The sequence below is a fragment of the Dethiosulfovibrio salsuginis genome (assembly GCF_900177735.1).
GTDB classification, from domain to species: Bacteria; Synergistota; Synergistia; order Synergistales; family Dethiosulfovibrionaceae; genus Dethiosulfovibrio; species Dethiosulfovibrio salsuginis.
In genome coordinates this window covers 1-25,360 of record NZ_FXBB01000019.1, presented here as the reverse complement: position 1 = coordinate 25,360, position 25,360 = coordinate 1, and the positions used below count along the sequence as shown (strand labels likewise).

Below are 25,360 nucleotides of genomic sequence, written 5' to 3'. Positions count from 1 at the left end.
CCTACTCGCCGAAAACTACGGTTCGATAAGCCTCTCCGTCCAGTGCCGATTCTCCTACGGAGAACAGGATATCTCTGGCCTCAGGGATAAGGGGCACCAGTGCCAGCAGGACGCAGAGAACCGACAGCAGAGCTATAAGCCTGCCGGAAACCGGCCTGGGCCTGTGATGAGGGACAGGGGTCTCAGAGGGGGAGAAAAACGCCCTCAGCACCTTGAGGTAATAGGCAGTGGAGACCACCGTTCCAGCCACTATAGCCAGAGCCGGGAGGATATGGCCATCTCTAGTAGAGGCGAGGAGCAAAAACCACTTGCTCATAAAACCGCTGAAGGGAGGGATGCCCGCCAGAGATACGGCAAAAAGGGCGAAAGCCGCCACGAAAAGGGGCCTATGAGCCCATAGCCCTCTCATGTGGGATATGTCCCTGCTGGCCCGGTCCTCCGCCAAGGCTCCGGCGACGAGGAACAACCCCATTTTAGCGGTCATGTGGTTAAAGCTGTGGTACACCGCGGCGGATATGCCTAAGGCGGAGCCACACCCTACACCGATGAGGATGGTCCCTATCTGAGCCACGGTGGAGTAGGCCAGAAGCCTCTTTATGTCCTCCTGTTGGAAAGCCATAAGGTGTCCGAGGATTAAGGACAAGGTTCCAAAGAAGAGGATGACCGAAAAGACCTCCCCGATAACGGGGAAAAACAGCAAAGAGGATATCCTTATCAGGGCGTAGACCGATGCCTTCACCAACACGCCGGATAGCAGGGCACTGACGGGCGTCTGGGCGGATGAGTGAGCGTCAGGCAGCCAGAAGTGGGTCGGGGCGGTTCCGCTTTTTACGAAAAGGCCGACCACCAGACAACCTCCTATGACCGAGAGGGTCACAGGAGGGACAGAACCTATAAGCTGGGATAGCACAGCCATATTGAGCTGTCCTGTGGCCATGAAAGTGTAGGCTATGCCCATAAGGAGGAACATAGCTCCTACGGTACCGAATATGAGGTACTTAAAGCTCGCCTCCATCGCCTGCCATGACCTAGGAGGATAGGAGACCAGTAGGTAGGCCGCCACGGAGAAGATCTCGAAAAAAACGAACATATTGAACAGATCTCCGGTGAGGATGATTCCGTTGACCGCCCCCCAATTAAGGAAGAAAAGGACGTAAAATCTCCAAGGGGAAAAACCAAAGGACTCCATCGAGCAGGCCAGAGATATAGGGACACCTATGGCCGATAGGATGAGAAAGATCCCTGAAAGCCGATCTACCACCAGGGATATGCCGAGCTCCGGCCCCCACCCCCCTAAGGTGACGGAGACACCGCTCCAGCCGGAGAGGGCCACCGAGAGAGATATAAGGGAACAGACCAAAGCGGAGGCTATGACCGCTGGACCGACGGATTTCTTTTTGAACAGGTGAAGGAGAGGGACAAAAAAACCCACAGAGAGAGGGGCTATTATGGCCAGGACAGGGTTCATCCTCTGAGCCCCCTGATTTTATCGACGTCCACCGTCCCGTAGTGACGATGGATCTTTATTATGTAGGCCAGAGCGAGGGCCACATCGCTGGCCCCTATCACTATGGCGGTCAAGGTGAAGGAGTGGGGAAGGGGATTTACCGATCCCCCTGCCATAGGCAACAGAGGCGGCCCGGCCTCGGGGATAAAACCGGAGGTGACCATGAACAACAGAACCCCTCCCTCCATAATGGAAAGGCCTATGACGGTCTTAAAAAGGTTTCTTTTCGTTATCAGCGTGTACAGTCCTATACAGAATACGGTTATTGCACAGCCGTAGCTTACGTGAATCATCGCTTATACCTCCGGAGGAGGACCTTCACCGGGGTCCTCAAGAATCTTTATCATGCTGTAAAAGAGCGTCGATAGTCCTGCACCGACTTTCATCCCTACGGCGATGTTCAGGATAGGTATAGCCCCACCGCTCAGGAGGGACCCTAAGGCCCCAGATGGGAATCCAGATTTCACGTTGGAGAGGAATCCCGCCCCTACAGCTAAACCCCAAAGGCCTACCAGGGAGAAAAGGATGGCCCCGGAGGACTCTATTATCTCCTTTACCTTAGGGCTTATCCTGGAAGCCTCGAACTTAGAGCCGTATATAACGCAAAAGAGCACCGTAACGGTGGCGAAAACCGCTCCTCCCTGGAATCCACCGCCAGGGGTTAAATGTCCCATAAGCACTATTGAGGCCGCATAAACCAGCATGAAAGGGACCATCATCCCCATTCCCCTCTTGACTATAAAGGAAAGCCCCCAGCCCGACCGTTTGAGTCTCCTTCTAGCGAACAACATGGCTACGCCACAGACGGTGGTGTATATGACCGTGGCCTCCCCTAGAGTATCAAAAGCTCGATAGTCAAACAGTATGGCCGCCACGATGTTGGAGGCACCGGTGTCTAAAGCGGTGTTTTTGACGTAGTAGGCCGCAGGACCGAACAGGAAAGGGTCCCCTGGGATGACCAGACCTCTCCACATCCACCACCCCAGGGAAAGGCAGAGAGCCGCCCCTATCCAACGATGAAAGTTTCTGCCGTTCATGGCTTTACATCCCTATCGGGGTCATCGCCCTTTTTACCGGTCTGGCTGTAGGCCACCAGGAACAGCGACGTGACCAAGCCGGAGTTTATTATGGCTTGAGTCAAGGCCACGTCAGGAGCTTGCAGGACGGCAAATAGAATAGCCAGCATTACACCGAATATGGACAGGGCGATGACCGCACTCAGCATCTCCTCCGCCTCCGCGGAGACGAGGGCCGTTAACACCAAAAAAGCGGACAGAAAGACGAAAAGCTCTATAGTCATTTTCTCTCCCCCTCTATTGAATCTCGATATCCCTCCAGGTCGGTCCCGTAGGGGACTATGCCGTGACGATAACAGGCCCTGGCTATAGCGTGGGACGCTAAAGGGTTGGTGGCGAGAAAGAAAAAGATAACGAGAACCGCCTTGACCGCGCCCTGCCATGATCCCATCTTCATAGCCACGCCGATAAGGACGAGAATCGCACCTCCCGATAGGGCTTTTGTTCCGGCGTGAAGCCTGGTGTAGACGTCGGGAAACCGCAGCAGGCCTATAACCGATGCCACGGAGAAAAACACGCCGAATAGCAGGCATAACCCTGACGTCAGATCGATAAAGATCTTCATAGGTGAAGCTCTCCATGTTCAAAGTATTTGGCCATTATCAACACGTCGGCGAAGGATAGGACGGCGAAGGCCAAAGCGACATCAAGAAAAACGGTGTTATCGAAAAGAAGGGCCAAGGCAGCAAGAAAGGTGGTCAATATGGTGGACAAGGTGTCCGCAGCCACTATACGGTCGGGCACGGTAGGTCCGACTATGACCCTCCAAAAACCTAAAAGGGCCGACAGACCCAGTCCCCAAAGGACAAGATAGATCATCCTGTTATCCCCTCTATTCTAGCTTCAAGCTGGTGAATTTGATCCTTGATGCCATCGATTTCCTGATCGTTTATAGTCAACACGTGAATATACAGTTTATGGTGAGATATATCGGCGTCTAATGTGAGGGTGCCGGGAGTCAGTGTTATCTGATTTGCCAGCAGTACAAGGGCGGTCTTGCTGGTCAGGCCACTTTGGGTCTGTATGATGGCGGGAGCTAAGGAAAGGTTCGGCCTGAGCGCCAGGATAGAAACATCCCAAGTGGACTTAATCAGGTCAAAGAAAAAGCAGGGAACAAAGCAAAGCAAGGGGATCCAGTTTATCCCCTTCCATACGTGGTCTCCAAGGGGAAAATCGTGAACCCCGGAGAAAAAGGTCTTCCACACAACACGGACGACCAAAGCGGAGATTATCGCACCCACCAGGATAAAGGGGAGATCTATCCTGCCGGTCAGGGCGATCCATAGAATCAGTAAAGAGGAAAACAGGCCCGTCATTTTAGCCTGAGTCGACATGGCAGCACCATCCTTTCCCAGAGAAGTCTATCAGATATAGGGTCTCAGGGCAAAGGTCCTTGAGAAGGAATTCACCGTTCATCGGTCTTTTTACAGTAAGCGACAATAGAGGACCGAGCGTCCTCAGGGGAGAGATAAGGGTCACACAGGACCTTCCGTATCATCATGTCGAGACAGGGACCAACATGAGGCCCTGGGCCTGTTATCGAAGCTATCTCTCCACCGCTTAAGGGGATACCTCTTTGTGAGGCTCTCTCCAGTGCAGAGCGAGCGGTGTCCAGTTTGTCCAGACCGTCTTTCCACAGACCGTTTCCAGTACAGCCTAAGAGTAGAAGCTCCATCAGCCTATCGGATCGAAGTTCGTCGAAAAGAGGCAGGAGCTTCACCGCCTCCAGGAGCGACATAGAGCCCGAAAGGGCCCGTAAAACAGAGCCATACCTCAGACCGTATTTTCTCGTTCTAGAAGGCACTCCCCAGGACAGAGCTAGGTCAAATATCCTTTCGCTATCGGACATAAAGCCCAACAGTCCCAGGGATAGGGCGAGGTCGATAGGCCCGGTAGGGATTGGCCGTCCTTTTAGCTCTATCGACGGCAAAAATAACTCCCTCAACCCCGCCAAACCAAGGGTTTCCAGAAAAGCCTCAGGAAACGCCAGCCCCTTGGACATCTCCCGACCGACACGCTCCAAAGGGATAGCGCCAAAAGGACCGTGGTTGTCTTGAACGAATCGAGCCAACCGACAAAGTTCGTCTTTCATAGGCATTAGACCTAAAGTGGCGGCGAAACGGCAGAACCTCAGAGCCCGTACCGGGTCGTCCCTTAGCCGGTCCTCAAGCTCAGGGACGAACCTCAGCCTCTTTAAAGAGAGGTCCTTCTGTCCGCCGAAGGGGTCCAGGATCCTACCATGCCTATCGATAGCCATGGCGTTTACGGTGAAGTCTCGACGGGCTAAATCGGATTCTATGGAACGCCCGTCAAGGGATCCTATTTCGATCACCGAACCGGAGAGGGAGAACACACAAACCTGCTTTCCCTCAGGGCCGACGACCTTCCCCCCTGTAGCTTTGCTTATATCCTTAACGTCCATTTGGGCCACTAAATCCCAATCGGAAGGGGCTTTGTGGGACAGTAGATCTCGAACCGCCCCTCCGACGATCCAGACGGGAACGTCGGAGGGGAATATCGAGATAGGAGAGGATGAGAACCTCACCATCACAGGCCAAGAAGGGATTTTGCTATGGTGAAATAGATCAGAAGGCCGGTTATATCCACCACGGTGGTAAGGGCAGGACTAGCGACCAAAGCGGGGTCCAGCTTTAGCTTGGCCGCACCCATGGGGAGCAGGGCACCGAAGAGGGTTGAGGTCACCACCTGAGCGCCGAGGGCCAATCCAACGGCTAGACCGAGGACTATCAAGGAAGAACCCTCCGGCATTTCAGGTGCAAAGAGATAAACCCTGGCGAAGGCCAAAACAGCCAGAACCGCCCCCAGAGGCAAAGCGACGAGAAACTCTCTCCACAGAACCCTGAGGAGGTCCTCGGAGGAAATCTCTTTAGTCGCCAGAGCCCTGACCACCAAGGTGGCCGACTGACTTCCGGTGTTCCCTCCTGTATCGGCAAGCATAGGCATAAAGGTCGCCAGGACGGCAAACTGCAATAAAAGGGTCTCGTAACCCTGAACGATGGCCCCGGACACCAGCCCGAGGATCGCAAGGCCTATTAGCCATCCGACCCGATTTTTAAAGTGCTGCCAGGGAGAGATCTTCATGTAGGCCACCATCTCGTGGCTTCCGCCTATGGCCATAAGTTTTTCCATATCCTCGGTCTGCTCCTGGGAGATTACGTCCAAAGCGTCGTCGTGGGTAATTATGCCGACTAAGGCGTCGCCTCCGTTTATTACAGGCAGAGCTATTAAGTCGTACTTCTGTATCTTCGACGCGGCGTCCTCCTGATCGTCGTTGACCCTGGCGAAAACGAAGTTACGGTGCATCAGGTTCTCTACCTTAGAGTCTCTGTGAGCCAAAATGAGGTCCCTTAATGAGACGTACCCCAGCAGTCTACGGGACTCATCGACGACGTATGAATAGTAAATAGTCTCTCGATCTGGAGCTATCTCCCTCAGCTTTTCTATAGCCTGAGCAGCGGTAAGATCCACCGTCAAAGTGGCGTAGTCGGAGGTCATAACCGATCCGGCGGTTCCCTCTTTGTAGGAGGATAACCGGCGAATATCCTCCCTCTCACCTTGAGCCATGGCAGGAAGAATAGAGTCCTGAACCTCCTCAGGAAGCCTTTTGTAGAGGTCTGTCCTATCGTCCGGGGGAAGGTCGGAGAACAACCTGGCGACCTCATCTCTCCCTAGAGATATAACTATCTCTATCTGAAAATTCAGATCAAGATGGCTGAAGATCTCCGCCCGTAAATCCCTGGTCGCATACCTAAGGACGCTCCAAGCCTCCATAGGGGAGACTTCGGAGAGTACCTCCGCTACCTGGGCAGGGTGTTTCTTATCGAAAAAGCGGGCAAACCCCTTAGAATCCTCGGAAGCCAGAAGCCCCAAAACCTCAACGATTACTTTATCCATCTCTTTTTTCATTTTTTTCCTCCAGTTCTGCCCCCACAGCTGGACAGGACCGGAGCAAAACCTAAAGGTTTAGACCACGGCCACGGTCCTACTGAGGGGCTTAATTAAGTGAATATCATCATCCTCCCAAAGAGCGTTATTAGATCGACTACTAGGACCACTATCGGCCATGGTTTAAACACCTCCTTGACTGTTAGAAACAAAAAAAAGGCCCGACCTATCCGGTCGGGCCTCGCTCTCTCTAGGGGACTCTACCGACTAAGCGGCCTGGTCCCCTCGGGCGTCTTTATAAGGATCGCCCAGGGCATCTCGGTGTCTCTAGCCCGGAGAAACGTCCCTTCCGGCATACGCCAGTAAGACGTGCCGCTCATAGAAACGAGTTTTGCTTCCATAACTAGATCCCTCCCTTTCTTCTAAAATTTGTTCTCCTTGAGATAACCGTCCGTCGAGGGGGGAAGGAGACGGACAAAAGGAGAGGGAAACCACAAAAAAGATCACCCCCGTTGAGCCAGGAGTGATCTATAAAATCTGGCTCCCCGGGCAGGACTTGAACCTGCGACCTAGTGATTAACAGTCACCCGCTCTGCCAACTGAGCTACCGAGGAATAAGACTAAGGCGTTTCCCGAACAGAGGAATAATACCACCTAGAGAGATATCTGTCTACAGCACGACAAAAAGACTAAATTATCACTCCAGCATTACAACTCCTGTGTTTCTTTCCCCGCTGGTGTAGACGGAAAAACAGCCTCTATAGATCCTGATAGCTTTGTGGGGACCTACCTCGTAAGGAGACTCGTCGAACCAGCTCTGCCTGTAGAGGTTATCCTGATATCCCTCAAAAACGGGCATATACAGGACTCCGTCCACCTCCAGGTCTGAGAAGAAGTGGGTGCCATAGGAAAGCTCGGGCATATAGCCCATTTTAGGTATCCCCACCTCCACCATACAGCAACAGTTAGACAGCTCGTTGTATTGAACCGGAACACCTAGAGCGGGGTTGCTGGAGCCGATCCTTCCGGGGGCCACGAAGATAAACCTCTCCCCTTTAAGCCTATCGTTGACCGTCCCTACCGCTCTGGCTATCTCGTGAAAATCGTCGGAAGAACCGTAGAGGCGGTGGTCCACGTAGACCAGGTTGGGAATATGTCTAAAAGATCCGTTGGTAACCATTCTGTCCGCCTTTAAGATGATCTTTCCCGGATCTATGGCGTCCAGGGTCGAGGAGGATATGCCGCTTCCCGCCCAAAGAGGCCGAGCCTGAATCAGCTGTAGATGGCCGTCTTTAGGCTCGTAGGAGAACTCCACGTCCGCCGGGACCCCCATAGCCTCCTCCAGAACCGACAGGGTTCTTTTCATCCTCTCGAAAAATCGACGATGCCTCCTGGGAAATTCCTCAAAGGTAAAGCAGATCCTGCTTATCGACCTGTCCGCTGAGGGGCCCATGTTAGGCGAGGCAAAATACCCTCCACCTTCATCCCCTCGGTAAAGCTGGGCGTACTGGCCCATTTCCTCCCTGTACCACGGAAAGACGTCGTTCCAGACGTCGTTGATGTTCATGGTAGCCAGGGTATCGGGCCTCTCGTCGGAGGATCCCTCGAAAAGCCTCCTGGAGATAGCCTGAAATCTCTCCTGGGAATGGCGAAGTACGGTATAGGGGTCCTGTCCCTCAGGGCGAAGGAAGGGATTCGTCAGGGAGCAGGTCCTGGCGTACTCCCTTTTGGTGCTCATAGTCCCAAGGCCGAAGACGAAACGGACCACTCCGTCCTCCATTGAGACCCTGTTGGTCCATCGGCGATAGTTTCTGGAGAATCCCACGCCCCCTATTGTGGGGTAGAAAAAATCCCCTCGCCAGTGGCCCGACAGCCTCATAACGATTATGCCCATAGAGTCGTCGCCTATACCGTGTCTAGATCTGTAGGCTATGGCCTTAGGGAAGTAGACCCTGGAGTACACCCGCCTTATCTCTCGACAGACCGCCCAGGTTCGGTAGTCGAGAGAACCAAAGTTACCCAGAAAGTCGCTGAGATATTTTCCCGCAAAAGAGTACTTGAGGGAGTCCTCCTGGATGCTGCTGCTCCTGACCACCACAGGATCGGTCATATCGGTGAGGAATGACCTGACCATGTCGGTAACCTCTTGAGGCAGAGGGTGCTCCAAAAAGGCCCTCTCCAGCTCCTCCGAAGGCCCAGCCCTGAGGGCATCCAGATTGGGAATAGAAGCCACAAACCAATCGAAAATATCGCTTCCCAGGAAGATAGCGGGAGGTATAGTAGTCTCCGAAAGCTCCGGATCCCCCGACTCTTTTAGGACTTTTATCCCGAAAAGGAGGGAACGGCCCTTTCCTCCTATAGAACTATCCCCCAGAATCATAGGGGAAAAATCCGGATCGTCCTTGGGATTCCACCCAAAATATCTCTCGATAACTCTCTCTCTCTCCGTCATATCCCTTATCCCCCTTAACACTCTAGGTGAGCCACGTCTAAAACGACTCCCGTCTCGGTCTCTCCGTCAAGATACACGTCGAACAGTCCCTCGTACACCCTGACAGCTCCGTGGCCACCGTCGCTGGACGGATGACGCTCTAGCCATTCTCTGGAGAAGATATTCTCGTGTTCTCCCTCTATAACCGGAAGGTAGAGTATGTCGTCTAAATCGAGATCGAGAAAAAAATGGGTCCCGTAGGAAAGCTCCGGTATCATCCCTCTTTTGGGAATTCCCACCTCGACCATACAGCCACAGTTGGAGATCTCGCTGTAGTCCACAGGGACCCCTAATGACGGGTTTGTGCTTCCCCATCGGCCTGGCCCCACCAGAATATACCTCTCCCCCTCTAACTTACCGTTGACCTCCCCTACCGCCCTGGCGACGGAGACGAAGTCCCTGGACTGAGAGTAGTGATCTGGATCTACGTACACCAGCCATTTTATTCCCTTCAATACGTGACTGGTTACCATTCTGTTTCCCTTCAGGATCTGCCTTTCTAAAGGCACGTCCTTAGGTATATCCACCTTGCCGAACTCCACGTAGGACGCTAGGGGCCTTATCTGGACCAGTGTAAGCCTGTCCTCTTCCGAGTCATAAACCGCCTCCATGTCCACAGGAAACCCCATAGCCCCCTGAAAGAAGGACAGCATCCGCTTGGTCTTGTCGAGAAAGCTTTTGCATCTCTTCGGCAGGTCGGAAAAGGAAAAACAGGGCATGGCGGAGGTGAGCCCCGATGTATCCGAGTTCAGCCAATACAGCATTCCATCGCCATACCACTCTATGAAGGAAGAGGCGTTTCTGTGATGAGATCGAACGTGGTCCAAAGAGGACCAGAGATTCTTGGTCACCAGCTCCCCTGTGGACAGGTCGAGACAGTCGAACTCCTTCTGAGAGTAGAGATAGACCTGCTCCGGGTTGGTCCCCTCAGGTCTCAGCCCCGGGTTTGTCAGATATAAGGTCCTGGCGAAAGATCTGCCCACCGAGTGGGTTCCCATTCCGAAACAGACCCTCATGACACCGTCGTTTTTGTCTATCCTAGGGGAAGGACGGCGATATACGCAGGAAAACGCCGTAACAGCCATCTCGGGATAGAAAAGATCGCCCCTACGCTTGCCCTGAAGCGGTTGGATAAGCACCGCCATTTTCTCCCGCCCTTTAGGGATAGAGTGCTTCTTTCTGTATTCCTTGGCGGCGGAGTTATAGGTCGAGGCAAAGACCTTCTTCACTCCATCCGCTAGGTCGGCGAGCTTTTTAGCCTGATCCCCTACGTTGGCGACGAAGAAAGTGGCGTATTTTCCCGCAAAGGAAAGCTCAATGTCGTCCTCCAACAGAGAGGACGATCTTACCGCCAAAGGGCCAGGAACGGAGGCGACGACCCTCTCCAGCTCGGCCATCACCGAATCGGGGAGAGGTTTGGTCAGAGCCTCCTTCATCATGCCTTCGAACCCCAGGGAGGAGGATAGATCCATAATCCCATGCTCCTTATCGAATAGATCGAACACGTCGGTTCCTACGACAAAAGTCATCTCAGGAAGACCGATATCGTCGGATAGGCCATCCTGCTTCAGTACATCGTGGGCGAAGGCCAATCCCTTGCCCTTTCCTCCAACCGCCCCTCCTCCGATCAGCCACCCTCTTTCCTGAAAATAGGGAAGTGGATCGTAGTAGCGATAAGCTTCTCTGTGATCCATATAACACCAATCCTTTCTAAGGACATCGATCTGTCTGAATAAACTTTAGCATAAAAAATGCAAAAATAAAGAGGCGACCTCACCGGCTAAGGTTGGTCGCCTCTCTAAGTATGATCAGTGTCTTGGCTGTTCGGAGCTGTGGTCATACACGTAAACCATTAGATCGTCCCTCGAACGACCGGTCATATCGCTGGCCACGTCGGCCAATCTATCCGAAAGCCTGACCTTCTCCTCGCTGCTCAGACCAGGGACGCCCATTCTTATGACAGTCATGACTATACCTCCTAAATTGGATACGATGTCTCTCTACTACGCTAAAGGATTATAACATCACCTCATCTCTCTGTAAAGACACAAAAAAAGCCCCGAAGGGCTTTTTATATGACCGATTTAAGTTCAGCCATGAGGGCATCGTAGTCCGGAGCCTGGGTCGCCTCGGGAACTATCTGGATATATCTGATTACGTCGTCGGAGTCGACGATAGCCACAGCCCTGGCCAGAAGCCTTAGTTCCTTTATGAGTAGGCCCCAGGAGGTCCCGAAAGAGGCGTCCCGGTGATCCGACAGGACTTCAACCTTGTCAACTCCTTTGGCGGCACAGAAACGACCTAGGGCAAAGGGGAGGTCCATGCTGACGTTTAGGACCACCACGTCTCCTGGAAGGGAGGCTGCCTCTTCGTTAAACCACTGGGCCTGAAGGTCACAGACCGGTGTGTCCAGGGAGGGAGTGACGGAGATGACCTTTATTTTACCGGCATAGTCCTTAAGGCCCTTGGGAGCCAACCCTTTGTCGAGAACCACAAAATCCGGTGCCTTATCGCCTACCTTAAGCTCAGGACCTATCAAGGTTATACCGTTCCCCTTCATGGTAACTACGTTAGTTCTCTCCATAACACCTACACCTCCGTATATAATATGATCCTACAGGGCTATGTTACTATATCCGAGTATATAAATCAACTTTATTCGTGAGAGGAGATAAAATGGATAAATCTAAAAAAGGGTTAATAGCAGCGTCCTCCGCCATGATCCTCTGGGGGCTCCTGCCGGTTTACTGGAAACAGATGTCCGACGTTCCCGCCTACGAGATACTTTCCCACCGAATCATCTGGTCTTTGGTTGCGTCCTCTTTGCTGCTGATTCCCGGAAACCGGTGGGCCGCGGTCAGAGATGTTATCGGTAACAGGAAAAATCTCTATATGCTTATGACAAGCGGAACGATCATAGCTTCTAACTGGTTACTTTATATATGGGCGGTCAATAAGGGCTATATCATCCAGTGCAGTCTAGGCTACTTTATCAACCCCCTCCTAAACGTACTGCTGGGATTTTTGGTGTTTAAAGACGCCCTCAGAAAGGTTCAGTGGTGGGCTATCGGTCTGGCTGCCGCTGGCGTCGCTTATCAGATAGTTCAATACGGCAGGTTCCCGTGGATCTCCTTAGGGCTGGCCTGCTCCTTCACCATTTACGGACTGATCCGAAAGCTCGCCTCCGTCGAATCGCTCCCGGGACTTTTCGTGGAGACCGCCTTTCTGTCCGTCCCCGCCGGGGCCTTTTTGCTCTGGACGGCCCTTTCCGGTTCAGGGGCCTTCCCTGGAGCGGGAGCTAAGACCAGCCTACTGCTTATGGGAACGGGGGTTATCACATCGGTCCCTCTCATATGGTTCGTCTGGGGGGCCAGGAACCTGAGCCTGGTAACCGTAGGGCTTCTCCAGTTTGTGGCCCCAACCCTCCAGTTTGGTCTGGGATACTGGGTCTACCATGAGTCTTTCAGCTCCGCTCAGATGGTGACCTTCGCCGCCATATGGGTGGCCTTGACCATATACACCGTCGATTCATTTATCCACAGGCCAAGCCCTAAGATCGCCGACCAGGTTTAGGGACATAACAAAGGTAGCTGCTGCCGATTTTCTTCGGAAGCAGCTACCTTTGTTTAGAACCGTGAGACCCTACGATGACAGTAGGGAACCGCACCTGTCTTGACGTAATAGTGCTGATGAAAATCCTCGGCGATCCAGAAGGGCTCCTCGGTCCTAACCTCGGTTACCACCGAAAGTTTTTTCGACTTCAAATCATCTATGACCGATTGGGCCAACTTTTTCTGAGCCTCGTCGACCACGAAAATAGCCGAACGGTATTGATCGCCGATATCAGGGCCCTGTCCATCTGCCTGAGTAGGGTCGTGTATCTCCATAAAGTAGCGGACAACGTCGATATAGGCGATCTCATCGGGGTTGAACCAGACCTCGACTGCCTCCAGATGGCCTGTGCGACCGGAGCACACCTGCTCGTAGGTAGGGTAATCCACCGATCCCCCGGAGTATCCGCAGGTCGTCTCGACGACACCGCTTAGATCTCTGAAAAGGTGTTGTAACCCCCAGAAACACCCTCCGGCGAAGGTTCCTTTTTCAAGGTCGGTGTAGGGAAGGAAATCGAGGGAAACGGAGTTTACACAGTGTCTGACGTTCTTCAACGTCAGCTTCTCCCCCTCAAACACGTGCCCTAAATGGGCCTCGCACTTTCCACACACTATCTCCGTTCTGTGGCCATCTGGGTCCGATCGACGGGAGACCGCACCGGGGATCTCGTCGTCGAAAGAAGGCCAGCCACAGGAACAGGGGAACTTGTGGCCCGACAGATACAGAGGCGACGAACATCTCTTACATCGATAGACACCTCCATCGAAATTACCGCAGTAATCCCCTGAGAAAGGCTGTTCCGTTTCACAGTGAACGATCACTCTCTCCTCTTCCGGGGTCAAGTCCTTATAGGCCATAGAGACTCCTCCTTTCGCTCCTCTCGTAACATCATATCACTTATAGGATACACAAGCTACAGAGGCAATCTGGTAGACTATAGTTGAAGGCGGTGATCGTTTTGATCGATAACGTGATGGTAAACCCAGACAGGGTAAGGGTTTTAAAGGAAGGAGAGAGGGGACCTGGCCCTATCGTCTACTGGATGAGCCGGGATCAAAGGGCTAGGGACAATTGGGCCCTTCTGAAAGCTCAGCAGTTAGCCCTTGAGATGAAACGAGCTCTGGAGGTCGTCTTTTGCCTCACCGAGGATTTCCCTGGATCTTCACTGAGACACCACGATTTTATGCTGAAGGGACTGGAGGAGGTTTCGAGGGACCTTATGGATCTTAATATTTCCTTCAAAATCAGGATAGGAGATCCAGGGAAGGAGATAGTAAGATACTCGATCGAGCACGAACCAGGGTCTATCGTTATCGACTTCTCTCCTCTGAAGCCCCACATAAAGTGGGTAAAAGAGCTGACGTCCCAATGCAAATGGAGGGTAATTCAGGTCGACGCCCATAACGTCGTGCCCTGTTGGCTGGCATCGGATAAAAGGGAATACGCTGCCAGAACCATAAGGCCCAAACTACACAGGCTTATGGATCGGTTTATAGAGCCCTTCCCGAAATCGCCTCGCCATCCATACGGCGAGGCAAACGCCGACTTTGTGCCTCCGGCCAGAGAGCTAAAACTGGATATGTCCCTGTCGCCGGTAACTCTTCCGCCGGGATCTAAAGCAGGGGAGAGGAAATTAAGCTCTTTTATCTCCCACAAACTAGAGGATTACGGTGAGAACAGAAACGACCCTAATTTAGAGGGAACATCGGGGCTATCCCCCTACTTTCATTTCGGGCAACTAGCCCCTCAGAGGGCGATTTTAGCGGCTATGGAGGCCGATCTTCCAGGCACAGCGCCTTTCGTGGAGGAAGCCCTGATAAGGCGGGAGCTTTCGGATAACTACTGTTATCACGAAAGGGAGTACGACTCCTACGGAGCACTTCCTGAATGGGCAAGAAAAGCCCTTGAGCTTCATAGAGAGGATCCAAGGCCGTGGCTTTACGACCTGAAGGCCCTGGAGTCTGGAGACACCCACGACGAACTGTGGAACGCCGCCCAGAGATCCCTTGCGGACCTAGGCGGCGTTCACGGATATCTCAGGATGTATTGGGGAAAGATGATCCTTCTGTGGTCAAAGTCGCCGGAGGAGGCCTTCGTCAACGCCCTCAAACTAAACGACCGTTACGCTCTTGACGGAAGAGACCCTAACGGCTACGTCGGGGTCGGTTGGTGCATGGGCCTACACGACAGGCCCTGGCCCAGAAAGCCGGTTTTCGGGACGGTTAGATCTATGACACTATCGGGATGTGCTCGAAAATTTGACGTAAAACCGTTCCTGAAAAAACGGTCTAGCCGGGCTTAAAGGGAGCCCAGCCTTGGGACGGGGAGAAAAGCTCTTTGAGGTCTCCGTCCCAGGTAAAGGGCAGCACCGCTACAGCGCGATCCAGGACCTTCATCACCTTAAGACAGGCCCCTGATTGCTCCTCCGTCAGATCGGAAGGACCTATCAGGACACTACAGGGAAAGCCCTCCCTCTCAAGCTCCTCCACGCCCCTCTGTACTAGGTTATCCACCACGATATCGAGGTCGATGGAATCCGCTACAGGGCAATGTCTCATGGTGTCGAAGCGAGGGGCCACAAAAGCCCCTATAAGAGCCATCAGTTCCAGCTTTTCGCCGCCGATTGAGGCAGGATCCTCGACCACGAGCCTCATGGCGCCATGGAGCTGTCTGCCCGACCGGAGAGGAACCCATACCGAGTCGCCGTCGACAACAGGGACGTCGCTCTTAAAGACCTTGCTGGGCAAAACCCCTTCATCTACGGAAATAGGTATAAGGTCCACCTGTTTCAGGCCGAGGACTAGGGGCAGAGATTGGTCCAGCGCTTCTTTAAGGGATTCCAGCGACTTTATCTGCTGAAGGTCCGACGCAAGCTCCTGGAGAAAAGACCTTATTCTGACCTGACGGTTCAGCTCGTCCCTCTGTCCCTTTACCTCGTCCAGAAGCCTACATCGCTTGAGGGCAACGGTGGAACTGGCGGCCAAGGTCTCCAGCCCCTGATCGTCTCCGTAGCTTCCTCCGGTCACAGAGCAGGAGACCGCTACATATCCCATGAAGGAGTCTCCATCTTTGAGGAGGAAGAACCTCTCAGCCACCTCCAAAAGCTCTGAGGAGGCCAGCTCCTCGAGATCCAAGGCGGAGAATACGGCGGAAGCCATATCCACACCGAAAGAGTCGGGCAGATCCATCACTGTGACAGGACGATCCATGGCCTTTAAAATCCTCTTGATACAGGACACGCTGCCGTCCCGTCTCTCGCCCCAGAGGACATACCCCTGAGCCACGTGGTCGTATAAAACGACTATTGCGGCCCTGCTCTGGGTCATCTCTCCAAAGATATCGACCATCCTGGATATAAGGACTTCCTCCGTATCGTTCTCCATGAGGGATAAAGTGGCCTCGTGGATGCTTCTCAGAGCAAACTCCCTTTTGGAGAGCTCCATAACCTGAGACGCCCCCTCCTCCCTCAGCCGACTCATAGCCATAGCCTTAGCGGTGACGCCACCTATAAGCTCAAGTACATCCAGAACCTCTCTGGTGTGCATATCCCCCCACTCCAACAGGAAGAAGAAACGGTCCTGTCCGGCTATTATCGGCAGCACCACAGAATATTCGGCCCTGAGGTTCTCAAGGTTTCGCTCCCCGATGGCACTTACGTAACCCTCTTTTAGGGATAGAGGGACCGGGGATATGTGGTGATCCGCAAAGATCCCTTCCCTGATGGGGACCTCGCATCGATCTCCCGCCAGAAAAGACAGGCTCTCCCCATCGTCTTTTATGAGGGACAGTCTCTTAGGACAGAAGCTCTCCCTCATTACGTCCACCAGGAAGGTCGCTAAAAATTCAGGGGGGAAGGGCTCAAAGATCGATGGCAACGCACTTTTAACGGCGTAGAGCAGATAGGAGAGGGACGCCATGGACCTCTCCACGTCCTCCACGGAGCGATATCTGTTCCATATTTTAACGAGACCGTTAGCTCCACCGAGGAGCCTTTTTAGATCGTCGTCTGGAGAGATCTCCAGAAAAACCATAATAGGCCATCCTTCGCCACCGAGAAGGGCTATGTGGGTCCAATCGCCGTCCAAGGAGAGGGAGAAACTGTCGTCTAAAGAGAGAAGGCACCAATCGTCCACCTTGTGGATAGCCGCCTGTTTCGATACCATAGAGAGGCCGTTCTCTATCCTGGAGACAGGACAGGAAAGACCTACCGCGTCCACCACCGAGAGATGTTCACCTTGAGGCTGGACGACCAACGCCCTGTCCACCTTATCCGCAAGAACCTGGGTTAATAGTCCTAGAACACCTCCCCCAAGGACAAAATTAGCCTGCTCGTAAAGCTCACAAAGAGGCATCGGACTACCCCCTTCCCACTACCCGAACCTGATCTGAGTCGGGGTCGTAAAACATGGTCATCCACCTGGCTCCGCTCTCAACCCTACAGGAAACGCCTTTTAGGCGGACAGGGAGACTCCCAGAGGATTGCCCTATTAGGTTTAACGTCGCGTCGCCTTTGAGGTTTTTGAGGGTCTCTCGAATATCCGATATGACCGCCGACCTCTCCGCCTGAGCCTCCTCCAGGGAAACGAACTCCGCAAGGCGAGTCGTGGCCTGTTTGTAAAGCCCTTTTTCCGAGAGGGTCCTTATGGAAGCGGAGAGGACGAGCATTCGATCCGAATCCTTCTCGTCCTCCGCTAAAAGCCTTTTGTATCTTGCGAATAACTCCGCCCTCGAGACCCCCGATATGGCTATGGAGGAATCCTCCTGCTTCATCATCCTGACGGTTCTGACGTTGACGTAGGAGGATGCCTCGATCCGGGAGGACATGACCATACCATGACGCCCCTCCACCATAACCCCTTTTTTAGCGGAGATCTTGGCCCTGAGGATATACTCGTTCACCTTCAGCGCGGAGCATTTGACCTCCGCTTCCTGAATGAATTTAGCGAGGACGTCGCCTTTAGCCTCTATGACCGCGACCTCTTTGCCCGCGACACCGTAGCGGATGGATATGTTACCTCCGCTTTTTATATGGGCCCTCTCAACACAGCCTCTGACCTCCACGTCCCCTTCGGCGTCCACGTTGTAACCATCGGAGACATCTCCGTGAACCAGAACCGTTCCGTGATACCTTATGTTTCCCGTCTCCGGCCCAACATTGCCCTTTATCTCCAAAAGAGGTTCGACGAACATCTTCTCCCCGCGCCATATCAACTGACCGTCCATAGAGGCTATTAGCTTGCCGTCAACAAACTCTATACCACTTCCGTAGACGACACGAGGAGATTTGCCTTTCCTTCCAGGAACCGCTTTTCCTGTTACGGTAGAGCCGTCCATAGGCTCGACTGGGTCGTGACGGATGGCCAGTACCTCGCCTTTTTTTACCAGGACTATTAGATCGAGGGAGTAGAAGTCCACCTCCCCAGCCTCGTCGGTCATAGGCTTACCGGATGCCTTTTCCTTGAGACACTCTATCCATCCGTCCTCGCCGTTGACCGGTGGAATGCCACAGGCCACCGTCCTGTTGAAGACGTCGTTTCCAGCGGCACTTTCCAATACCGCCTTTCTGACCTCGTCCATATTTATACCCTGAACTACCCCTTTAGAGGCCAAAAGACTTTCCACTTTGTCCAGGTCGTCAAAGCCTTTAGGTAACGTCAAAAGACACCTGTTTCCATCGTCAACTATCTTTACAGACGCCCTATCGGTAGCGCCGTCCCCGGCGACGTAGCCTATCTCCGCTTTCCCGCCTGACGACGCCAGAGAACGGACCTTATCCAGATCTATGCCGTCTGGATCGGCGTGTCGACGGAGAGCGGAAAGAAGATCGAGAACCCCCACCGGAGGGGACAATACCTCCATAGAGAGAGAGTCCCCCTCTCTGTAAAGGACAAATCCCTCCGATCTTTCCAGTTCAAGGCACTGCTCCATAGAAATCCTCCTCTGGTCTAAGACAATCGGACCGCCTAACTATACCGCAAAATTATACCGATAAAGTAACCAAAAACCATCGTCTTGTTAAGGCTTAGAGCGGGTCATGCAGAAAGCAAGACCGATAATAGAGATAATTCTACCATCTATGGAGAAATATTACCACGGACCTCCACTTTAGCATATCTAGGAATACAGGGCGGAAATACACCTATTTGCCAAGGCGTCCAGGCTTGAGATCATTCCGTCGGATGGAAGACCTGAGGCAGCGTATGCTAGGGGAAGTTCAGTGCAGGCCCCTAATAGGGGAATATCCCTGATACCCCTCAGTTGCTCCACGATATGGGCCATAATACCACCGGACAAGCCAAGGTTACCTCCCTTCACCGCGGCAATAGCCTCGGAGACACTTTCCAGAACCTCCTTAGAGGGCTCGAGGAGATCGTAACCGACCCTATGGCTTTCCCTCTGATAGATACCGCTGTACATGGTCCCCCCTGTTGCGATCAGCCACGCCCCATCAGGGCTGACGATACTAGCCTCCTCTACCGTTGCATCCACTATGTGGATCAGAGGAACCGGCAATTCGTTCCTGAAGCGATCTATAAAAAAATGTGCCGTGTTGCAGGGCACAGCGAGGATATCCGCTCCCCAGGAGCAAAGGGTCATCAGACCGGTCCGAAGGTCCCCCTCTGGGCTTGGCCCTTGCCCCATTATAGCGGAGCTTCTGTCGGGAATCTGAGGGTTAGAGTAGACGTAAACCACCGGGTGGTCCTGATCCACCTCTGCAGGGGCCCTTTCCGCCAGTAACCTCATAAATTCAGCGGACGCAGCAGGACCTAATCCACCGTAAACACCTAATATCCTGCCAGAAACTTTGACTTTACCCTCCAAAACGATCCCCTCCCGTTGGTTTTGTGGATCCATTATAGTTGTTTTTTCACGCAAAAAAAGACCGTGAGCGATCTCACGGTCTTAGATATATCTGGCTCCCCGGGCAGGACTTGAACCTGCGACCTAGTGATTAACAGTCACCCGCTCTGCCAACTGAGCTACCGAGGAATATGTGGAGGCGGCACCCGGATTCGAACCGGGGATAAAGGATTTGCAGTCCTCTGCCTTACCACTTGGCTATGCCGCCAAACTGGAGCGGAAGACGGGATTTGAACCCGCGACCCCAACCTTGGCAAGGTTGTGCTCTACCCCTGAGCTACTTCCGCAAAGTGGTGGCGAGACCCAGAGTCGAACTGGGGACACGCGGATTTTCAGTCCGCTGCTCTACCTACTGAGCTATCTCGCCACACAAGGGGTTGATGAAAAATGGCGGGGCCGACGAGACTTGAACTCGCGACCTCCGGCGTGACAGGCCGGCACTCTAACCAACTGAGCTACGACCCCGCACAGGTCGTGTTGATGAATGGTGGGCGGTACAGGTTTCGAACCTGTGACCCTCTGCGTGTAAGGCAGATGCTCTACCGCTGAGCTAACCGCCCAGAGGCTTAAGCTCACCAACGCAAGAGGTAGTATATATTGGGAGCGGTTTTTTGTCAACAGGTCTGTTGCAGAAAGGAGCGGGCGTTTTCCCCTGTTACCAGGGATATCTCCGACTGGGACAGGGCGGTCTGCTCAAGAAGCTTAAGATACCTGTCATATCCCAGTATCGGCCAGTCCGACCCGTATAGGATCTTGTGTCCAACCCCAAGGGAAAAGGCGGCGTTCAGTACCTCCGGCCCGTAGAGCCAGGGCCAAGCGGCGGTGTCGTACCTTGCGTTGGCCAGTATTTTTTTCATCTCCGGCATGGACTCGTAGAGCCACAGGCCCCCTCCCCAGTGGGCGAAGATAACCTTGGCCTCTGGATGGTTTATACAGAATTCGGCGGCCTCTCTAGGCCCTACGTTGCCCTTGCCGTCGTAGTCGTGGCCGACCGGTTCGGCGGTATGGATCAGTATGACCATGTCTCTCTCGTGACAGGCTCCGACCATCCTCCAGGTCTGCCTGGCATCGTCTAGGTCCAATCCCTGACCTTGGGGGAAAAGCTCTCCCAGACCTATAAGTCCCGCTTCATGACACCGGGCGATCTCCCCTTCCGCCTCGGGGTGGAGGGGGGGCACTACCGCCATTCCCTTCAGTCTGTCGGGCCATCGTTTGACCGCCTCTATGACGTAATCGTTGCAGAGACGGCATAAGCCCATGTCCTTGAAGGCAAAACCGAATATCCAGCTCTGGTCTACTCCTGTTTCATCCATCCTCTTTATAAGATCCTCCGCAGTTCCCCACTTATGGACCTTGTTGTGGGTAAGGAGGTCGAAATGGGGCTCTTTAAGGGATATTGATTCCTGATCCCTTACGAGATCCTCGGGATAAACGTGGACGTGAACATCTGTAACCAAAGGAAACACCCCTTTCTAGTCACACGCAATTATACACTCCATGAGAGCACAAAAAAACCCGACGGAGATTCCGTCGGGAGGTAAGGCCACTCTACCAGAGAGGCTACTAAATCAGGCTCAGGATGCGCAGGACGCCTTGAGAGGAAGGAAGGCTTGCTCGCAGCTCATTCCGCCCTTTAGAGAGCAGGCGTCGAACCCTAGGAGCCTGAGCAGCGCCACCGTCTGGCCTGCGGTCTGACCGGTGTAGCAGATGACGATGATCTTTTCGTCCTTTGGAAAATCGTCGAGGTAGTCCCCGACCTCCACCCATGGGACGTTGATAGCACCGTCTATATGCTTCTCGGCGTAGTCCTCCGGCTTTCTGATGTCCAGAAGGTATAGAGGATAGTTGTTCTCGATCGCCTGGTTCAACTGCTCACAGCTGATAATGTTGTTACGGCCGTCTTTAAGATCGCTCCAGAATTGATCCACAGCTTTTCTTAGTTCGCTCACGGAAAGACCTCCTAAAAGATAATGATATTCTCTATCAGGGGTATACCATAACATACAGGCAAGGTCAACGAAAAAAGCGATTCCACTATGGAATCGCTTTTTTCGTTGTATTCTTTTTAGGCCAGCTCGACGGAAGCGCCGACTTCCTCAAGCTGCTTCTTAAGGGCCTCGGCCTCATCTTTGGAGACGCCCTCTTTGATGGCTTTGCCGGGGTTGTCGACGACCTCTTTGGCCTCTTTAAGACCAAGGCCGGTGATCTCACGGACAACCTTGATTACCTTGATTTTCTCCGAACCAGCGGCCTTGAGGATGACGTTGAACTCGGTCTTCTCTTCCTCTGCAGGAGCGGCAGCGGCAGCGGGAGCGGCCATCATCATGGCAGGAGCGGCGGCGGATACGCCAAACTTATCCTCAAGCTCCTTTACGAGCTCAGAGAGCTCAAGAACGGACATTTCTTCGATAGCTTTTATGATATCAGCACGGGTCATTCTATTTTCCTCCTTAAAATTCCTCTGGGAAATTCCCTTTGGTATGTAAATTATTTAAAATCAGGATCAAGCAACTCTACGCTGCGTCGGATCCTTTTTTCTCAGCGAGCTGAGAGAGACATGTGACCAATCCTCTTGCGGGGCCGGAAAGAACGGTAACGAGGCCACGAAGGGGAGCTGCGATCGTTCCAACGACCTGGGCGATAAGCTGATCCCTGGAGGGCAGATCGGCAAGGGCGAGAACCTGGTTAAGGTCAAGCACATCGGTGCCCATAACGGCGCCTTTGATTATCATCGCCTTGTTTTCCTTCTTGGCGGCGAACTCTTTGAGGGCCTTGGCCACCGCAGGGCTGTCGGTAGGAGCTATGACGTAGACGTTAGGACCGACTGTCAGGTCCTCAGGGGAGGCCATACCTACCTCGGAAAGGGCGATCCTCACCAGGGTGTTTTTGGCCACCTTCATCTCTCCACCGGCCTCTCTGACAAGACGGCGGATCTCAGTAGCCTGAGCGACGTTAAGTCCTCTGTACTCGCAGACGAACACCGCCTCAGCGCCTTGAAGTCTGTCTCTTAACTCAGAGACCAATTCATATTTTAAAGATGCAGGCATATTTTCACCTCCTTAGTTGTGAAAGCTAAAAAACCCCCAGATCCAGAGGGATCGGGGGGATTATACCGACATCAACGGCTACAGCCGAAATCAGCGGACCCCGAACCTCGGCGGGCGGCGTAAGCCTTATCCTCCTAGGAGGACCCACTGTCTTCAGTTCGTAACCGGATGGTATTATACATCCTGGGAAATAGGTTGTCTAGATCTACTCAGAAAGATCCTTCTGAGCTGAAGATGCGTCTACCTTAACGCCGACACCCATGGTGGAGCTCATGGTAAAGCTCTTGACGTAGGTCCCTTTGGCCGCCGAGGGACGGGCCTTTAGGATCGCCGAGTAAAAGGCTTTTACGTTCTCGAGAAGGTTCTCCTTGGAGAAGGAGGCCTTGCCTACCGAGTTATGGACGATACCGAACTTGTCGACTCGGAACTCGACCTTACCGGCCTTGATCTCCTTGACCGCTCCGGCTACGTCGTTGGTCACAGTGCCAGCCTTGGCGCTAGGCATAAGTCCACGAGGGCCAAGCACTTTGCCGAGACGACCGATGAGCTTCATCGCGTCAGGAGTCGCTACAACCGCCTCAAAATCAAGCCAGCCGCCCTGAATCTTGCTGACCATGTCCTCTCCACCGACGAAGTCCGCGCCAGCCTCTCTTGCAGCTTCTCCCTGCTCTCCGGTGGTGATAACGAGCACACGGATGGTCCTTCCTGTGCCGTGGGGGAGAACTACGGTACTACGCACCTGCTGATCTGCGTGACGGGGATCGACGCCTAGGCGAAGATGAACCTCGATACTCTCGTCGAACTTGGCGTTTGCGTTCTCCTTCACCAGGGCAACGGCCTCGTCAAGTCCATGCAACTTAAGGGCATCGACCTTCTTGGACAGAGCTGAATAACGCTTACCTACTTTTGCCATCGAAAAAATCCTCCTTGTTTGTGGTCATAGCGGGAGATACCTCCCTGCCACGGGGAGACCTATCCTACTCGGATATGGTAACTCCCATGGAACGGGCGGTGCCAGCGATCATGCACATGGCCGCCTCTACGTCGTTTGCGTTAAGGTCCTGCTTCTTGATCTCGGCTATCTCTCTGACCTGATCTTTGGTCAAAGAGCCGACCTTTTTCTTGTTGGGCTCACCGGAACCTTTGGCAAGACCGGCCAGCTTCTTTATGAGAACGCTTGCTGGCGGTGTCTTGAGCTCAAAGGTGAAACTACGATCAGCGTAGACGGTTATCACCGCAGGGATGATCATTCCGGGCTGATCGTTGGTCTTAGCGTTGAACTGTTTGCAGAACTCCATTATGTTGACGCCGTGCTGACCAAGGGCAGGTCCAACTGGAGGCGCCGGAGTCGCCTTTCCCGCTGGAAGCTGCAACTTGATCTGACCGATAACTTTCTTGGCCATATGTAAAAACTCCTCTCACTTGTTTGTCATAGCCGATGAACTCACCGACCGATAAAAACTAGAGCTTTTCCAGCTCTGTATAGTCTATTTCGACGAGGGTGTCCCTTCCGAATACGGAAACGGAAAACTTGACCTTCCCCTTGTCGGGCAGGATATCCACTATAGGCCCTACCGCACCCTCGAAGGGGCCGCACTTGACCTTTATGACATCCCCTTTGGCGAAGTTCATATCGAAAGTCGGCCTGTCGCCTTTCTTCCCGGCGGAACCACCGATTTTATCCATGACATCGTCGATCTCTTTTTGGCTAAGAGGGATTGGATGATTGCCTGAGCCTACGAAACCGGTCACACCAGGAGTATGACGGACTACGTACCAGGGCTGATCCTCCATTACCATCTCGACTAAAACGTAGCTAGGGAACAGCTTTTTGGTGACCTTTTTGGACTTGCCGTCCTTGACCACCATCTTCTCCTCCACAGGGACCAGGACGTTAAATATCTTGTCCTCCATTCCCATGGTGGCAATTCTCTGGTCAAGGTTAGCCTTGACCTTGTTCTCGTATCCCGCGTAGGTCTGTACGATGAACCATTGTCTATCTGTATTGGTCGCCATGATAAAAAAAGGGACCCGATTCTTCGGCCCCCTTAAACCTCCCTGCTCTCAGATACTGGAGTCCTCCACGACATCAAACCTGAAGAACTATCCAATAACCCTCGAGAAGATTCCCGTCAACGCCATATCGACGATCCCGAGGTAGACAGCTACAAGTAGGGTCACGAATATGACGACCAGGGTGGAATACCAAACCTGCTGTTTGCCAGGCCACGTTACTTTCTTGAGCTCGGCTCTGGCCTCACGAAGAAAATCGAAGAATTTCTGCACGACCCTGGCCTCCCTTCGTCACACATCAAGTTTAAAATAAATGGCAGGCCCGGAAGGATTCGAACCTTCAACCCCCGGATTTGGAGTCCGGTGCTCTACCAATTCGAGCTACGGACCTGCGCCAAGAACGTATTCTACACTACTTGGTCTCTTTATGCAAGGTGTGTTTTTTGCAGAACTTGCAGAACTTGCTCAGTTCCAGTTTTCCGCTCATGTTTTTCTTGTTCACTGAGCTGATGTAGTTCCGCCTCTTGCACTCGGTACACTGAAGGCCTATCTGATCTGCCATATTACTCACTCCTCAAATATGAGGATCCGCCCCAGCGTAAGCGGGGGCAGACCTCTGGATAAATTACTCTAATATCTCCGTTACGACGCCAGCGCCGACGGTGTGACCGCCCTCACGGATGGCGAAACGAAGGCCCGGATCCATGGCGATGGGGTTGATAAGCTCGACCTTGAAGGTGGCGTTGTCCCCAGGCATTACCATCTCGACTCCCTCAGGAAGCTCGATGGCTCCGGTGACGTCGGTGGTACGGAAGTAGAACTGAGGCTTGTAGCCCTTGAAGAAGGG

Annotated in this window: 30 protein-coding genes and 8 tRNA genes; 2 read left to right on the top strand and 36 right to left on the bottom strand. The window is 53.2% G+C overall.

Annotated elements, in window-relative coordinates; translation table 11 throughout:
• Position 1: 1 nt before the first annotated feature.
• The 15 genes from B9Y55_RS08045 to tpx form a co-directional block, all read right to left on the bottom strand.
• Positions 2-1,468 (bottom strand): complex I subunit 5 family protein, encoded by a 1,467-nt coding sequence (locus B9Y55_RS08045; protein WP_085544844.1) that lies wholly within the window; start codon positions 1,466-1,468, stop codon positions 2-4.
• The gene (locus tag B9Y55_RS08040; protein WP_085544843.1) at positions 1,465-1,800 is read right to left on the bottom strand and encodes a sodium:proton antiporter; all 336 of its coding nucleotides are present in this window, start codon (positions 1,798-1,800) and stop codon (positions 1,465-1,467) included. The genes B9Y55_RS08045 and B9Y55_RS08040 overlap by 4 nt, the downstream gene beginning before the upstream one ends.
• A gap of 3 nt (positions 1,801-1,803) precedes the next feature.
• Positions 1,804-2,544, bottom strand: a complete 741-nt coding sequence (gene mbhE / locus B9Y55_RS08035) for a hydrogen gas-evolving membrane-bound hydrogenase subunit E (protein ID WP_085544842.1) — start codon at positions 2,542-2,544, stop codon at positions 1,804-1,806.
• Entirely contained in the window at positions 2,541-2,807 is a 267-nt protein-coding gene (locus tag B9Y55_RS08030; RefSeq protein WP_085544841.1) for a Na(+)/H(+) antiporter subunit B, read from the bottom strand. The genes mbhE and B9Y55_RS08030 overlap by 4 nt, the downstream gene beginning before the upstream one ends.
• On the bottom strand, positions 2,804-3,148 hold the full coding sequence (gene mnhG / locus B9Y55_RS08025) for a monovalent cation/H(+) antiporter subunit G (RefSeq protein ID WP_085544840.1): 345 nt from the start codon (positions 3,146-3,148) through the stop codon (positions 2,804-2,806). Before mnhG ends, B9Y55_RS08030 begins: the two co-directional genes overlap by 4 nt.
• Entirely contained in the window at positions 3,145-3,402 is a 258-nt protein-coding gene (locus B9Y55_RS08020) for an MrpF/PhaF family protein (protein WP_085544839.1), read from the bottom strand. Before B9Y55_RS08020 ends, mnhG begins: the two co-directional genes overlap by 4 nt.
• Complete coding sequence (locus B9Y55_RS08015; protein ID WP_085544838.1) at positions 3,399-3,917, bottom strand: Na+/H+ antiporter subunit E; 519 nt, start codon at positions 3,915-3,917, stop codon at positions 3,399-3,401. Before B9Y55_RS08015 ends, B9Y55_RS08020 begins: the two co-directional genes overlap by 4 nt.
• Before the next feature lie 71 nt (positions 3,918-3,988).
• Positions 3,989-5,131 carry a tRNA nucleotidyltransferase/poly(A) polymerase family protein gene (locus tag B9Y55_RS08010; protein WP_143340869.1) on the bottom strand — a complete coding sequence of 381 codons (1,143 nt, stop codon included), beginning with the start codon at positions 5,129-5,131 and terminating at the stop codon, positions 3,989-3,991.
• Positions 5,131-6,498, bottom strand: a complete 1,368-nt coding sequence (gene mgtE, locus B9Y55_RS08005) for a magnesium transporter (protein ID WP_143340868.1) — start codon at positions 6,496-6,498, stop codon at positions 5,131-5,133. The genes B9Y55_RS08010 and mgtE overlap by 1 nt, the downstream gene beginning before the upstream one ends.
• A 251-nt stretch (positions 6,499-6,749) precedes the next feature.
• Positions 6,750-6,890, bottom strand: a complete 141-nt coding sequence (locus tag B9Y55_RS13250; RefSeq protein ID WP_159448287.1) for a hypothetical protein — start codon at positions 6,888-6,890, stop codon at positions 6,750-6,752.
• A 137-nt stretch (positions 6,891-7,027) separates the two neighbouring features.
• Positions 7,028-7,103 (bottom strand) — tRNA-Asn (locus B9Y55_RS08000).
• Between the two features lie 83 nt (positions 7,104-7,186).
• On the bottom strand, positions 7,187-8,941 hold the full coding sequence (locus B9Y55_RS07995; RefSeq protein WP_085544835.1) for a PEP/pyruvate-binding domain-containing protein: 1,755 nt from the start codon (positions 8,939-8,941) through the stop codon (positions 7,187-7,189).
• 14 nt (positions 8,942-8,955) lie between these two features.
• Positions 8,956-10,674, bottom strand: a complete 1,719-nt coding sequence (locus B9Y55_RS07990) for a PEP/pyruvate-binding domain-containing protein (RefSeq protein ID WP_085544834.1) — start codon at positions 10,672-10,674, stop codon at positions 8,956-8,958.
• 114 nt (positions 10,675-10,788) lie between these two features.
• Positions 10,789-10,947 (bottom strand): hypothetical protein, encoded by a 159-nt coding sequence (locus tag B9Y55_RS13245; protein WP_159448286.1) that lies wholly within the window; start codon positions 10,945-10,947, stop codon positions 10,789-10,791.
• A 104-nt stretch (positions 10,948-11,051) separates the two neighbouring features.
• The gene (gene tpx, locus B9Y55_RS07985) at positions 11,052-11,564 is read right to left on the bottom strand and encodes a thiol peroxidase (RefSeq protein WP_085544833.1); all 513 of its coding nucleotides are present in this window, start codon (positions 11,562-11,564) and stop codon (positions 11,052-11,054) included.
• A 92-nt stretch (positions 11,565-11,656) separates the two neighbouring features.
• Between tpx and rarD the strand changes: the two genes are divergently transcribed.
• On the top strand, positions 11,657-12,553 hold the full coding sequence (rarD, locus tag B9Y55_RS07980; RefSeq protein WP_085544832.1) for an EamA family transporter RarD: 897 nt from the start codon (positions 11,657-11,659) through the stop codon (positions 12,551-12,553).
• Positions 12,554-12,606: 53 nt separating this feature from the next.
• Here rarD and B9Y55_RS07975 read toward each other — a convergent pair whose 3' ends face one another.
• Positions 12,607-13,449, bottom strand: a complete 843-nt coding sequence (locus B9Y55_RS07975) for a bifunctional methionine sulfoxide reductase B/A protein (protein ID WP_085544831.1) — start codon at positions 13,447-13,449, stop codon at positions 12,607-12,609.
• Positions 13,450-13,541: 92 nt separating this feature from the next.
• On the opposite strand from B9Y55_RS07975, the gene B9Y55_RS07970 reads away from it, so the two are divergent.
• Positions 13,542-14,894: a deoxyribodipyrimidine photo-lyase gene (locus tag B9Y55_RS07970; protein ID WP_234986180.1), complete on the top strand. Its 1,353-nt coding sequence runs from the start codon at positions 13,542-13,544 to the stop codon at positions 14,892-14,894.
• Here B9Y55_RS07970 and B9Y55_RS07965 read toward each other — a convergent pair.
• The 20 genes from B9Y55_RS07965 to B9Y55_RS07870 all read right to left on the bottom strand — a co-directional run.
• Positions 14,881-16,944 carry a hypothetical protein gene (locus B9Y55_RS07965; RefSeq protein ID WP_085544830.1) on the bottom strand — a complete coding sequence of 688 codons (2,064 nt, stop codon included), beginning with the start codon at positions 16,942-16,944 and terminating at the stop codon, positions 14,881-14,883. The genes B9Y55_RS07970 and B9Y55_RS07965 overlap by 14 nt on opposite strands.
• A 4-nt stretch (positions 16,945-16,948) precedes the next feature.
• Positions 16,949-18,520 carry a DUF342 domain-containing protein gene (locus B9Y55_RS07960; protein ID WP_085544829.1) on the bottom strand — a complete coding sequence of 524 codons (1,572 nt, stop codon included), beginning with the start codon at positions 18,518-18,520 and terminating at the stop codon, positions 16,949-16,951.
• 186 nt (positions 18,521-18,706) lie between these two features.
• Positions 18,707-19,414 carry an aspartate/glutamate racemase family protein gene (locus tag B9Y55_RS07955; protein ID WP_234986178.1) on the bottom strand — a complete coding sequence of 236 codons (708 nt, stop codon included), beginning with the start codon at positions 19,412-19,414 and terminating at the stop codon, positions 18,707-18,709.
• A gap of 92 nt (positions 19,415-19,506) precedes the next feature.
• Positions 19,507-19,582, bottom strand: a tRNA-Asn gene (locus B9Y55_RS07950).
• A gap of 5 nt (positions 19,583-19,587) precedes the next feature.
• Positions 19,588-19,661: transfer RNA gene (locus B9Y55_RS07945), tRNA-Cys, on the bottom strand.
• A 4-nt stretch (positions 19,662-19,665) separates the two neighbouring features.
• Positions 19,666-19,740, bottom strand: a tRNA-Gly gene (locus B9Y55_RS07940).
• 4 nt (positions 19,741-19,744) lie between these two features.
• A tRNA-Phe gene (locus tag B9Y55_RS07935) sits at positions 19,745-19,820 on the bottom strand.
• Between the two features lie 21 nt (positions 19,821-19,841).
• A tRNA-Asp gene (locus tag B9Y55_RS07930) sits at positions 19,842-19,918 on the bottom strand.
• Between the two features lie 20 nt (positions 19,919-19,938).
• Positions 19,939-20,013 (bottom strand) — tRNA-Val (locus B9Y55_RS07925).
• Positions 20,014-20,067: 54 nt separating this feature from the next.
• Complete coding sequence (locus tag B9Y55_RS07920; RefSeq protein ID WP_085544827.1) at positions 20,068-20,910, bottom strand: amidohydrolase family protein; 843 nt, start codon at positions 20,908-20,910, stop codon at positions 20,068-20,070.
• A gap of 117 nt (positions 20,911-21,027) precedes the next feature.
• Entirely contained in the window at positions 21,028-21,402 is a 375-nt protein-coding gene (locus B9Y55_RS07915; protein WP_085544826.1) for a rhodanese-like domain-containing protein, read from the bottom strand.
• A gap of 116 nt (positions 21,403-21,518) precedes the next feature.
• Positions 21,519-21,890: a 50S ribosomal protein L7/L12 gene (gene rplL, locus B9Y55_RS07910; protein ID WP_085544825.1), complete on the bottom strand. Its 372-nt coding sequence runs from the start codon at positions 21,888-21,890 to the stop codon at positions 21,519-21,521.
• 76 nt (positions 21,891-21,966) lie between these two features.
• On the bottom strand, positions 21,967-22,500 hold the full coding sequence (gene rplJ / locus B9Y55_RS07905) for a 50S ribosomal protein L10 (RefSeq protein ID WP_085544824.1): 534 nt from the start codon (positions 22,498-22,500) through the stop codon (positions 21,967-21,969).
• A 205-nt stretch (positions 22,501-22,705) separates the two neighbouring features.
• Positions 22,706-23,413 carry a 50S ribosomal protein L1 gene (gene rplA / locus B9Y55_RS07900; RefSeq protein WP_085544823.1) on the bottom strand — a complete coding sequence of 236 codons (708 nt, stop codon included), beginning with the start codon at positions 23,411-23,413 and terminating at the stop codon, positions 22,706-22,708.
• 64 nt (positions 23,414-23,477) lie between these two features.
• On the bottom strand, positions 23,478-23,903 hold the full coding sequence (gene rplK, locus B9Y55_RS07895; RefSeq protein WP_085544822.1) for a 50S ribosomal protein L11: 426 nt from the start codon (positions 23,901-23,903) through the stop codon (positions 23,478-23,480).
• A 58-nt stretch (positions 23,904-23,961) separates the two neighbouring features.
• The gene (nusG, locus tag B9Y55_RS07890) at positions 23,962-24,516 is read right to left on the bottom strand and encodes a transcription termination/antitermination protein NusG (RefSeq protein ID WP_085544821.1); all 555 of its coding nucleotides are present in this window, start codon (positions 24,514-24,516) and stop codon (positions 23,962-23,964) included.
• A gap of 87 nt (positions 24,517-24,603) precedes the next feature.
• The gene (gene secE / locus B9Y55_RS07885) at positions 24,604-24,786 is read right to left on the bottom strand and encodes a preprotein translocase subunit SecE (RefSeq protein ID WP_085544820.1); all 183 of its coding nucleotides are present in this window, start codon (positions 24,784-24,786) and stop codon (positions 24,604-24,606) included.
• Between the two features lie 41 nt (positions 24,787-24,827).
• Positions 24,828-24,904 (bottom strand) — tRNA-Trp (locus B9Y55_RS07880).
• Between the two features lie 21 nt (positions 24,905-24,925).
• Complete coding sequence (gene rpmG / locus B9Y55_RS07875; protein WP_085544819.1) at positions 24,926-25,075, bottom strand: 50S ribosomal protein L33; 150 nt, start codon at positions 25,073-25,075, stop codon at positions 24,926-24,928.
• Positions 25,076-25,138: 63 nt separating this feature from the next.
• Positions 25,139-25,360, bottom strand: a 222-nt coding sequence (locus B9Y55_RS07870; RefSeq protein ID WP_456073003.1) for an EF-Tu C-terminal domain-related protein, incomplete at its 5' end; no start/stop codon positions are given.